At 60.8% G+C, this 9,212-nt stretch carries 15 protein-coding genes and 2 pseudogenes; 3 read left to right on the top strand and 14 right to left on the bottom strand.

Translation table 11 applies throughout. From position 1 onward, the window contains the following. The 6 genes and pseudogenes from AMR74_RS18880 to AMR74_RS16870 form a co-directional block, all read right to left on the bottom strand. Window positions 1-282: pseudogene (locus AMR74_RS18880) on the bottom strand (hypothetical protein); the annotation flags it as partial. Next, complete coding sequence (locus AMR74_RS20100) at window positions 279-539, bottom strand: DUF7563 family protein (RefSeq protein ID WP_077152254.1); 261 nt, start codon at window positions 537-539, stop codon at window positions 279-281. The gene AMR74_RS20100 and the pseudogene AMR74_RS18880, both read right to left, overlap by 4 nt. A 148-nt stretch (window positions 540-687) precedes the next feature. Next, a complete protein-coding gene (locus AMR74_RS16885; RefSeq protein ID WP_053773226.1) occupies window positions 688-1,830 on the bottom strand; it encodes a tyrosine-type recombinase/integrase in 1,143 nt (380 codons plus the stop codon). Continuing rightward, entirely contained in the window at window positions 1,827-2,135 is a 309-nt protein-coding gene (locus AMR74_RS16880) for a hypothetical protein (protein WP_053773225.1), read from the bottom strand. Before AMR74_RS16880 ends, AMR74_RS16885 begins: the two co-directional genes overlap by 4 nt. Beyond that, window positions 2,132-2,500: a hypothetical protein gene (locus AMR74_RS16875; RefSeq protein ID WP_053773224.1), complete on the bottom strand. Its 369-nt coding sequence runs from the start codon at window positions 2,498-2,500 to the stop codon at window positions 2,132-2,134. Before AMR74_RS16875 ends, AMR74_RS16880 begins: the two co-directional genes overlap by 4 nt. Further along, window positions 2,497-2,811, bottom strand: coding sequence for a hypothetical protein (locus AMR74_RS16870; RefSeq protein WP_053773223.1), 315 nt, complete (start codon window positions 2,809-2,811; stop codon window positions 2,497-2,499). The genes AMR74_RS16875 and AMR74_RS16870 overlap by 4 nt, the downstream gene beginning before the upstream one ends. A 53-nt stretch (window positions 2,812-2,864) precedes the next feature. Between AMR74_RS16870 and AMR74_RS16865 the strand changes: the two genes are divergently transcribed. After that, on the top strand, window positions 2,865-3,176 hold the full coding sequence (locus AMR74_RS16865; protein ID WP_053773222.1) for a hypothetical protein: 312 nt from the start codon (window positions 2,865-2,867) through the stop codon (window positions 3,174-3,176). 1 nt (window position 3,177) lies between these two features. Here AMR74_RS16865 and AMR74_RS16860 read toward each other — a convergent pair whose 3' ends face one another. The 4 genes from AMR74_RS16860 to AMR74_RS18165 are packed head-to-tail and all read right to left on the bottom strand — an operon-like array spanning window position 3,178 to window position 4,482. Then, the gene (locus AMR74_RS16860; protein WP_053773221.1) at window positions 3,178-3,498 is read right to left on the bottom strand and encodes a hypothetical protein; all 321 of its coding nucleotides are present in this window, start codon (window positions 3,496-3,498) and stop codon (window positions 3,178-3,180) included. Further along, window positions 3,495-3,896: a hypothetical protein gene (locus tag AMR74_RS16855; protein WP_053773220.1), complete on the bottom strand. Its 402-nt coding sequence runs from the start codon at window positions 3,894-3,896 to the stop codon at window positions 3,495-3,497. The genes AMR74_RS16860 and AMR74_RS16855 overlap by 4 nt, the downstream gene beginning before the upstream one ends. Then, window positions 3,896-4,243: a PadR family transcriptional regulator gene (locus AMR74_RS16850; RefSeq protein ID WP_053773219.1), complete on the bottom strand. Its 348-nt coding sequence runs from the start codon at window positions 4,241-4,243 to the stop codon at window positions 3,896-3,898. Before AMR74_RS16850 ends, AMR74_RS16855 begins: the two co-directional genes overlap by 1 nt. Further along, a complete protein-coding gene (locus tag AMR74_RS18165; RefSeq protein WP_077152463.1) occupies window positions 4,240-4,482 on the bottom strand; it encodes a hypothetical protein in 243 nt (80 codons plus the stop codon). Before AMR74_RS18165 ends, AMR74_RS16850 begins: the two co-directional genes overlap by 4 nt. A 266-nt stretch (window positions 4,483-4,748) precedes the next feature. Between AMR74_RS18165 and AMR74_RS16845 the strand changes: the two genes are divergently transcribed. Together AMR74_RS16845 and AMR74_RS16840 are read left to right on the top strand one after the other, a co-directional pair. After that, the gene (locus AMR74_RS16845) at window positions 4,749-4,973 is read left to right on the top strand and encodes a hypothetical protein (RefSeq protein WP_240471241.1); all 225 of its coding nucleotides are present in this window, start codon (window positions 4,749-4,751) and stop codon (window positions 4,971-4,973) included. Window positions 4,974-5,268: 295 nt separating this feature from the next. Next, the gene (locus tag AMR74_RS16840) at window positions 5,269-5,502 is read left to right on the top strand and encodes a type II toxin-antitoxin system HicB family antitoxin (protein ID WP_053773217.1); all 234 of its coding nucleotides are present in this window, start codon (window positions 5,269-5,271) and stop codon (window positions 5,500-5,502) included. Window positions 5,503-5,581: 79 nt separating this feature from the next. On the opposite strand, the gene AMR74_RS16835 is transcribed toward AMR74_RS16840, so the two are convergent. The 4 genes and pseudogenes from AMR74_RS16835 to AMR74_RS18160 form a co-directional block, all read right to left on the bottom strand. Further along, window positions 5,582-6,370, bottom strand: coding sequence for a DNA adenine methylase (locus AMR74_RS16835; protein WP_053773216.1), 789 nt, complete (start codon window positions 6,368-6,370; stop codon window positions 5,582-5,584). Then, the gene (locus AMR74_RS16830) at window positions 6,370-6,690 is read right to left on the bottom strand and encodes a hypothetical protein (RefSeq protein WP_053773215.1); all 321 of its coding nucleotides are present in this window, start codon (window positions 6,688-6,690) and stop codon (window positions 6,370-6,372) included. Before AMR74_RS16830 ends, AMR74_RS16835 begins: the two co-directional genes overlap by 1 nt. Window positions 6,691-6,822: 132 nt before the next feature. Beyond that, window positions 6,823-8,631, bottom strand: a complete 1,809-nt coding sequence (locus AMR74_RS18295; protein ID WP_394324746.1) for an Eco57I restriction-modification methylase domain-containing protein — start codon at window positions 8,629-8,631, stop codon at window positions 6,823-6,825. Window positions 8,632-9,025: 394 nt separating this feature from the next. Continuing rightward, a pseudogene (locus AMR74_RS18160) lies at window positions 9,026-9,212 on the bottom strand (ISH3 family transposase); the annotation flags it as partial.

Below are 9,212 nucleotides of genomic sequence, written 5' to 3'. Positions count from 1 at the left end.
CGTCAGAGATCGGTGGCCGACGGTTGGGTAGATGCGGGGATCGTCGACACCGTCGAGGCGGCGGACACGCTCCCAGATCTCGGGATTGTGTGCGCGGTACCGGGCGACGTGGTACTCGCAATACGCAATGTCGCCACCGATCACGGGCCAGGGGAGACGGTAGCTCTGTTCCCGGTCGCAGTGACCGCACTCACAGATCACGTGCTCGTCGACGGGACCGACGTCCGGTTCGAGGGCTCGATGAGCACCCGAGTACCACGGCTGGCTTCGTGGACGGCTCATCGGTTTCCTCCGTCAGCGCGCAGCGGGGCGCCGACACGCTGGCCACGGTTACGGTTCGGGTCCTCAGCGGGGTCGACGAGGTCGACGTCGACGCCTGCGGCGCTGCCGCGGCTGATGCGACGGAAGCAGTCGCATCCGAGACAGCGGTGTGCGACTCCGTCTTCGTCGCCGAATACGGCACAAAAGCGATCCGACACGTGCCGGTCGCAGTACCGGCATGATCGGCCGTCGACTGAACCGCCGATCTGGCGGTTCATAGCGCACCCCCCTGAATGCGGTTTTCAGGCGCTTGATAGGGTTGAGACTGGTGGCAATGGAAACCAGTCAGAATTTTTATGGGACCGCTGAGGACAGCGACACGGTCTGAGTTGTACTCCATCCGATTTTCGGAGGTTTTGAGTGTCATTATTCGTATAGTTTGTCGAGATTCTCTCGGCGGATCGCCATTCGCCGGAGCTTCTCAGGTTGGTCGTAGACGCTGTTCACGAGCTCCACCGAGGTCGCCATCTTCGTCGCGATGTCCTCGGGCGCCCATCCGCGGTCGCGATGCCACGTCACCGAGCCCGTCCGCCACTTGTGCGGCGACCGAACCGACGGACAACGCGACTGCTGACCGTGGACGCGGGCCTCGCAGTCGGCCGGGTCGCGGTCGTGAGGGCACTCCTTCCCGACCTGACACGGCTGGGTCAGCTCGTACGCCCGGATCCGGATGCCGGAGACGGTGATCCTCCCCGGCGACTTCTTCGAGGTGAGCAGGGGCTTCCGGTCGTTCTCGTCGGACCCCTCCACGCGGCGATACCAGATGTAGTCTCGGAGGACCTCACCGAGCTCCTCCGAGATGTTCACCGGGCGCTCGCCGCCGTACTTCTTCTTTAGCGGCGTGTCCTCGTCCGGACGGTGACGGAAGTAGACGAACGGCAGCTCAACGCCGCCGAGGATCTCTTCCAGGACGGACTCGCCGACGTCGAGGTCCTCTTGATACCGTAACCGATCGAGGTCGTCCTCTCCGAGGTAGATGTCCTCCAGATCGAGCGCTCGGAGCGAACCCGCGCGGGCGCCGGTCTCCCACAGCAGGAACGCGAGGACGTGGTCGCGACTCGCGTACTCGAACCGGCCGAGGTACTCGAGGATGTCCTTCGCACGCTGTGTCGGGAGCTTCTCGCGGTTGATCCGCTCATCCTTCGAGAGCTGCGGGATGTCGACCTGACTCGCGACCGCCGGCTCGACCGCGTTCGCTCTGATCCCGAACTCAAGATACTGCCGGATCGTCCCGAGTTGGTTGTTCAGCGTGTTCTTCTGGATGTCACCGCTGGACCGGCGCATCGAGTCGAACCGGAGCACGTGGCGCCCGTTCAGGTCGTTCAGGTTGTCGACACCCTCCTCTTCGAGGAACTCGACGAACGGCCTGACTCGGTAGCGATAGCTCTGGACCGTGCTCTCGGACTTGTCCATCTCCTGCCGTTCGAGCCAGATCTCGAACGCCTCCCGCGGCGCCATCGGAATGAGCTCATCGCCGGCGGCCGGCGCCTCGTACTCGTCGTCCCTCACCGCTCACCTCCGAGCGCGCGGATCGCCTCGCGCACCATCTCCTCGTCGGCGCCGTTCGCAAGCTCGACGAGACGCTTCACCAGCAGGTCCCGCTCGGTCGACGTCGGCGGGTCCGGCCACGGCGTGCCCTTGACCTCGGTCCAGAGGAGGTACATCGCCTTGTCGTCGAACTCGACTTCAAGCGGGCCGTCCGTCGTGATCAGCGTGAGAACGTAGCCGTCGTCGTCGACCGTCGGCCCGTACGTTACCCCCGTAAGTGGGCGCTCAGCGTCGACGACGCGGCGTTCGATGTTGCTCCCGCTCATCCTCGGATGACCTCCCTGATCCGGCGGACGAGACCCTCATCGCGCTCGGCTACATCGGCGGCCGTGTCCTCGCTCGGGAAGTCGCCGTACCCCTCGTGTTCGAGCAGCTCCTGATTACAGGAGCCGATGGCTGCCTCAGAGACGTCGACGACCTCGCTGATCTCGTGCTGGTAGCGTTTCTCGTCGTAGAGCACGCCGGCGAGGTACACGCTCGCGGCGGCGACGACGCTCGGCGAGCGGTTGATCGGGTACTGGAAATCCGCGGCCTCAGCGAGCTCGTTCGCTCGCTCGGTGACCCGGTCCGAGAGGTCGAGTTCATCAGCGATCTCGTCGACGCGGTCCGATGCGAGGTCGAGGTCCGTCATCGGTCGTCCCCGTCGATCATGATGTCCGAGAGGTCGCCGGCGTCGGCGCCGTCGCTCTCGGCTTCCATCTCCTCGGTGAACGTCTCCACCTCGTCGCGGAACAGCCGGAAGAACTCGCGCGTCGAGTCTTCCGAGCGCACCTGCGAGTGCTGCTTCGTGATCGCGTTCACCATCGACTCGAAGACCTGTCCCTCGTCTTCGAGGACGTTGATACCGTCCGAGAGGCGCCGGTACGCGAGCGCCTTCTGGAACATCTTCGTGTTCACGACCGCCTCGATCTCCTCGTCGCTCAACTCGTCGAGGTCGATCACGCCGCAACACCCCCCGAAGACTGATACTGGTGATCGCACAACTGCGAGCTATCATGACCGACGAAGTCCCCGACACCTGCGCTCGTTGCGGAGACACGATCCCCGGCCGTCCCTCCGTGTTCGACCTCAAGCCCGATTACCGGGAGTACCTCGAGGAGGAGCGCGACCTCGACTGGTTCCCGATGGGTCCGGTCGTCGTCTGCTGTTCCGACTGCTCGCATCGACTCGATCACCTCCACGAGGCGCTCTCGGAGCACCGAGCCTACGGGAGCGACGAACAGACCGAAGAGATCAAGTCGATGCTCTTCGGCGAACTCGACGATCTCGATCTCGACAGCGTCGTCGACCACGGGCACTTCCTGTAAGCTACGCATCGCGCACCTCCTCCGGGGGCTTCGCCTCGATGCCGAAAGCGAGGTCACCCGTCGGGTGGATGTGTGCCCACGTCGACCGGAGGTCATGGGCTCGGTAGAGATCGCTCAGGTCCGTCGTCGACGGCCTGTCACCGCCCACCCGCACGACGAGGTGGGTCGCGAAGTCCCGATGGTCCGGTTCCTGATGGTACTCCACGACGTCGGGATGCTCGTCGAGCGCGTCGACGATCGCCTCCAGGTCGCGAACGTCATCGAGCCGCGGCGGCCACGGTTTCACGTCGTCGGTCCGGGCGAGAGATTCGGATTCGCTCACGCTGACTCGCCTCCGTCGTTCCGTGGGATCATCGCCCACTGGGCGCGCTGGTCCATCGACACCGCGACGCCGCCGAGGCGGTCGACGTCGGGGTAGTACTCAGCGAGCGCGACCCGCGGTGCGTCCTCCGGCTTCCGGCACCACTCCGGCGTCAGGTTCTCCTCCGCGTTCTGTAAGAGGATCTCCGGGAAGCGGTTGAACAGCCGGCGCTCGATCTCCTCTATGTCGATCTCGTTCGCGACCTCGTCGCCGACCGCGCTCTCGTCGACCCACGCGTGGAGGCCCTGGTCGTTCCGGTGGAGCGTGATCGGCACCTCGACGACGTTCGGTTCGTCGCCGTCGGCCTCCGCGATCGCCAGCTGCTCCGCGACGGTGCCGGCGTGCGAGTTCCCCGGCATCACGCGCCTCCGTCGATCGCTCGCGCGATGTGGTCGCGGCGCTCGTCGAGGACGCGGAACCCCTCCTCGGTGACGCGGTAGAAGTTCGACCGGTCGTCAATCTTCCCCTTCTCGATGAGCCCCTTCGCGGCGAGCTCGTCGAGGTTCGGGTAGAGGCGCCCGTGGTTCACCGGCTTCCCGATGACGTCTTCGAGGCCGTCCTTGATCGCGAGGCCCTTCACCTCGCCCAGCGAGGACTCCAGCCGCGCGCAGACAGCGAGGATGTCGATCTGGAACATCGTGAGGTCGGTGTGGCGGATGCGGTGCGTCTCGGGGTCGGTCGTCGGCGTGGTGGAGTCGGAACTCATGCGTCTGTGAACTGCGAGGTGTCTCGGCCGATCGCGTCGAGCAGGTTCCGGAGCGGAACGCCGCTGACGTCGAGGCCGCACGGTGACAGCGTGGCGCGACCGCCGAAGCCCTCGAACGCGTAGCCGTGCGTCGAGAGCGGGCGACCGCACCCCGGACAAGCGTCGCTGTCGCCAGTGAGAACGATACCGCCGTGGTCTGTGCCGGGACCTTGAAGGTCCCCGGACGGGTTTGCTGACATGGCTTTCGTGCCTGGAACACGGAAGCCCACGCGGACCCGAGCCCCAACTCGGGGTCCGCATTTGTGCTGCGATGGGACCCATCGACGAGCGACGGGTCCGCGAGAGTGCTTCCGTAGTTACACGTTCTGAAGGGAGGGCACTTAGTTGTTATTGTGAAACTGCTTTCTATTGAGAGCATAGTTTCTAGTGAAAAGATATCTAACACCTGATAATATGTACCCTCGGTACAGAATCGTGATTGATGCCAGGTGGACGGGAAGAAACAGTGGAAGATAGAGAGATTCTCCAGATATTTCTGGACTCGGAGGACCCCGTCCTCTTCACTGGGGAAGTAGCAGATGAGATCGGATTTTCTAATCAGGGAACGCTCCCTCGTCTTCATGCGCTCGCCGACCGTGATCTCTTGGAATCGAAAGATGGTGGACGCACCATCGTCTGGTGGATCACTAACGACGGACGAGAGTTCATCAAAAACAGCGCCGAGGAGTAGTACCAGCTCAAAGGACCGCCAATGGCCACGAGAGTACCCACACCTCGAAATGTGGATGAATTGTATCAGTTCATAATCTGGGCCATTGTGATACTCAGCGGTGGGGTTCTCTCCCTCGCTGTTGGCTCCTCCTCCGGCGTGAGAGCGGTGAAACTGTTCGGATACGGTCTCTTCGCTGTTGCGATGGGACTTCTCGTCTTGGCGAGCCGACCGGCTTGGTAGTCGTTTGGGAGAGACGAACTCTCTGACCCACGGCGACAGAACGCTTATTCTGGGTTCATCACTACTACCAGCCATGAGTAGTGGCCGCGAGATCCGCCTGATCGAGGAGGACGAGGGCGGCTGGTCCGCGATCGACGAGGGTCTCGGCGTCGCCTCGTGCGGTGACACCCGGGAAGAGGCGTTGGAGATGCTCGACGAGGCGGTGGCCCTACACACCGAGGTTGGCGAGGCAGTCACCGACGAGGACCCGGACGAGGTAGGCGTGCCCGACGTTCCGTGGTTCGACGACGCTGACAAGGCGGCGTAATCTTGGTCCGGAAGCGATTCACCGGGCGGGAGACCGTCTCCGCACTCTGTCGCTGGATCGACGAGCATCGCTGACGTAGTCACACTTCCTCCGGATCGAAGTTCATCACGAGTCGCTCCTTGGCCTCCTTCGACGACCCGCGCTTTCCGTTGTTGATGAACCGCTTCTCGTCGCGGTCGAGCACGTACACGTCCTCGAACCGCTCCGGGAGGTCCTCGTATGAACAGATCCAGTCACCCTCCAGTCCAGCAAGTCCGTCGACGAGCGCCTCGTGGTCGATCGTGTTCACGAGGTAGTAGTCCTCGTAGCCGACGTACGGCGGGTCGCAGTAGAACACGGTGCCCGGGCCGTCGTACTTCTCGAAGACGTCGGACCAATCGAGGTTCTCGACGATTACGTCCCGAAACCGCTCGGCGAACTCGTCGAGTCGGTCGACCTTATTCGCATACGAGAGCGCCAGACTCCGGACCTTCGACGTCCCGAACCCCGATCGCGAGTCGTACTTCCCTCCCCACTGCGTGTACCGGAGGTAGAAGAACTGGCCAGCGCGCTCGATCGGGTCGGCTGGCCGGTAGCCGTGGAAGAACTTGTGCGCCCACTCGTCGTAAATCTCTCGCGAGTACGGCGTCCGGTCGAGCCACGCGACCAGCTCCTCGTGGCGGTCGCGGAGGACCTCGAAGAACTGGACGAGGTCGCCGTCGCGATCGTTGTACACCTCGACGTCGCTCGTCTCCGGATCCTTGTTCGCGAGGACGCCGGCGGCGCCTCCGAATACTTCCACGAAGCAGGTGTGCTCAGGCGTCTGGTCAAGGATCCACGACGCGAAGCGGCTCTTCCCGCCGGGGTAGGGGAAGACGGCGTCCGCCATCACCGATCCCCTTCCAGGCGCTCGCCGACGACGCCGGCGACGCGCTCGACCCAGTTGGGAATCACCTCGTCGGGAACGCCGTCGCCGTCGTTGAACGCGCGGACGATCTCCAGCGAGCTGTCGACGATCCGCGCGTCGAGCTCCCAGTTCAGTTCGTTCGCCGCCTCAATCTCGACGCGGAGCGTGTGGTTCGCGTCGACGCTGACGACGACGCTCGCGCTGTGCGGGCAGGTGCCGGTCTGGATGCTTTCGGCGACGAGGTCGACAGTGAACTCTTCGGTGCGTGCGCTGCTTCCGTGGACGGGTGGCTTCGAGGCCATACCCTGCGGTGGTCAGTCATCCCTCTTGAGAGTCCCACAGGGTGTTCCGGATGGTTACGGATGGTCGCCAATCGCATGACGTGGCCGGGTTAAATTAGTTCCGGATGGTGTTCCGGACGGTAGTTCTAGAATTTACGGCGCGAGCTCGTCGTACTTCTCGAGCACAAGATCGAAGTACTCGTCTGTCATCCGACGTGGATTTTGTACCTGGTAGAAGTCTTCGAGCACGAACTCCGTTTGCTCACGATCGAGGCCATATGCGTGGAACGCACCGGCGTCGAGCTCTGCCTGGATCCGTTCACGTTCATCCGGTGACGTCGCAGCACTGATGTCGAGACGATCGCGCATCTCCGCGAACGCATCACCGTAGCAGTTGAGTTTCGCAGCTCGTGTCCAGATATGCTCGAACCAGTCGTCACCTTCGGTGAGCCGGGGAACCTGTGACTCTTCGATCTTATACATCACCAAGTTGCTATCCACTTTTGTCCGCATGAGGAAGTCAAACGGAATGCTGTTGACTGCCCCTAACGCATAGAATAGCTCACGATCAGAGAATATGGGTTTATACACAGAGTGGAGTGGACTCTTTGACAGGTCGTCGTCTTCCGGATCTACCTCAAACCGGCTGAACGTATTGATCGCGTGGTGGCAGACGACACCAGGCGGGATTACTGACGCAATCATCGTTCGCTCATCAGAGGCACGGGCAATGTTTCGGATCACAATCCGATATTCCGTACAATCAAGAAGTACGTCGTCGGGTGACAGAGGTTCACCTCTGTGTTCGTTTAGAAGATCGTTGACGAATCCTTTCTGCGAACCAGAGCCATCGTACGCATCATAGAGACTCCGCTTGAGTCCCCGCACTTTCTTTTCCTTGATCCGACGCTTGGCGCTCTTGTCTGGATCTGAGTCTTCGTCTACGCTCCAGAACTCCGGTTCCTCAATGTCGACAAAAGATGGATCGTACTGGAATTGATAGATATTGCTTCCACCGTAGACTGGGTAATCCCCCGCAGATTCATCCTCAACGAACCGATCTGAGTCATTTGTTCTGTCTAACTCCCTATACGGGGTACAGTACCAACTGTCGCTTGAGTTGTCACCAATGGGCTCATGAGCCAGAATTGAATCGAGAACATCAACCTCCTGCTGGGATTGTACATATGGAAATATCCGGGCTTCTGGGGAGTACTCACGCAAGACACGACGAGAGATAGTTAGTGCGCTTTCTTCGAGGTTCTCCAAAACACCGACATCGGTCTGTTGAAACGTCGCTTTGAGTTCCTCTGTCCGCCCTTCGTTTTTGAACGCGATGACGCCGAAGTTATATCGGGTGTCGATCTCTTCAAAAATACCTCGATTCTCAAAAGTAACCAACGACTGGATTGTTGTTTCATCCAGCAACTCCATTCTGAGATCTCTTGTAGATACTCCGTTGAAGATCGCTCCTGGGAGTACTTGAGCAGTATACCCACCAGCTTTTGAAAGCTGGAACACCCGCTCAAGAAAGAGTGCTGACAAATCATTCTCAGTTCCCTGTTGCTTTCCAGCAATAGTAGGCTGCTGCATCCGGTAGTCGACTGATTTGTGGAAGTACTCGGTGACGATTTCTATCTCGTGTTTATATCTTTTCCAGCCCTTAGAGATGGATTCCTGCTCAAGGAGCTTCTCTTGGCGTGCCTGCTTTGCCTCCGGTAATAACCCAGAGAACGACTCATCATATCGAGTGAAATACTCATCCCGGTCGGGCGTAAGCATGTCCCATGGGGGATTCCCAACAACTACGTCGAATCCTCCTCCAGCATACACTTCTGCGAACTCAAGTACCCAGTGGAATGGGGTGTAATTCTCTAGGTCGTCGTCGGTAACACCATCTACGATGTCGCGGAAATCAGCGAGAATGTCTTCGTCCAGTTCCTCGCGGTACTCTCGGAGCAGTGCGAGTGCGTTCTGTCGATGCTTTTCAGCCTTTTTAGGGAACGCGCTGTATTCCTCGTGGAGCTCGATCTCTTCGATGACATCCTCGTAACGCGAACGAACACTGTTCTCGTTCCACTGCTCGAAGGTGGCGATTCCGTCTTCTGTCTCTTCTGGGAATCCAACGTAGCCGATTAGCGAGTTCCCCTGTCGTACGTTGAACGTAATATCAGTACCTCACAAAGCATCCTCGCATAGCTGTTTCTGCGGTCTGAGTTCTGTGTCGAAGCGGTTGTACTGACGGTCTCGACGAGAGAATCACAGACGGATCGATGGAGAGCTGTCGCTGTCGGCGGCGGTTAGCCGCCGACGCGACAGCGTCGCCACTCACTCCGCTGGCTTGCTCGGTCGGTGGTTAGCGGTGAAATCGGTCGTCAGGTGGCCGATTCGCGGGGACGGCCCGACGCACCGCGAGGGCCGTCCACGCAGCACGTCGAATCATATTGACGAACTCCTTGTACGGCCACCACCAGAGGCGACGCTCGCCTCGGCGGGGCGTCGCCACATATTCGTAGTGGAGGTACCGCCAGACGTTCTGTAAG

Origin of the sequence: Halorubrum tropicale, assembly GCF_001280455.1 — an archaeon.
GTDB lineage: Archaea > Halobacteriota > Halobacteria > Halobacteriales > Haloferacaceae > Halorubrum > Halorubrum tropicale.
This window is presented reverse-complemented; position numbering and strand designations above follow the sequence as displayed.

Coding starts and splice junctions, on each gene's coding strand:
- AMR74_RS16865 (WP_053773222.1), top strand. CDS start 2,865: ATGACCGACGAAGTCCCCGACACCTGCGCTCGTTGCGGAGACACGATC.
- AMR74_RS20100 (WP_077152254.1), bottom strand. CDS start 539: ATGAACCGCCAGATCGGCGGTTCAGTCGACGGCCGATCATGCCGGTAC.
- AMR74_RS16880 (WP_053773225.1), bottom strand. CDS start 2,135: ATGAGCGGGAGCAACATCGAACGCCGCGTCGTCGACGCTGAGCGCCCA.
- AMR74_RS18165 (WP_077152463.1), bottom strand. CDS start 4,482: ATGTCAGCAAACCCGTCCGGGGACCTTCAAGGTCCCGGCACAGACCAC.
- AMR74_RS16830 (WP_053773215.1), bottom strand. CDS start 6,690: ATGGCCTCGAAGCCACCCGTCCACGGAAGCAGCGCACGCACCGAAGAG.
- AMR74_RS16850 (WP_053773219.1), bottom strand. CDS start 4,243: ATGAGTTCCGACTCCACCACGCCGACGACCGACCCCGAGACGCACCGC.
- AMR74_RS16840 (WP_053773217.1), top strand. CDS start 5,269: ATGAGTAGTGGCCGCGAGATCCGCCTGATCGAGGAGGACGAGGGCGGC.
- AMR74_RS16855 (WP_053773220.1), bottom strand. CDS start 3,896: ATGCCGGGGAACTCGCACGCCGGCACCGTCGCGGAGCAGCTGGCGATC.
- AMR74_RS16875 (WP_053773224.1), bottom strand. CDS start 2,500: ATGACGGACCTCGACCTCGCATCGGACCGCGTCGACGAGATCGCTGAT.
- AMR74_RS16835 (WP_053773216.1), bottom strand. CDS start 6,370: ATGGCGGACGCCGTCTTCCCCTACCCCGGCGGGAAGAGCCGCTTCGCG.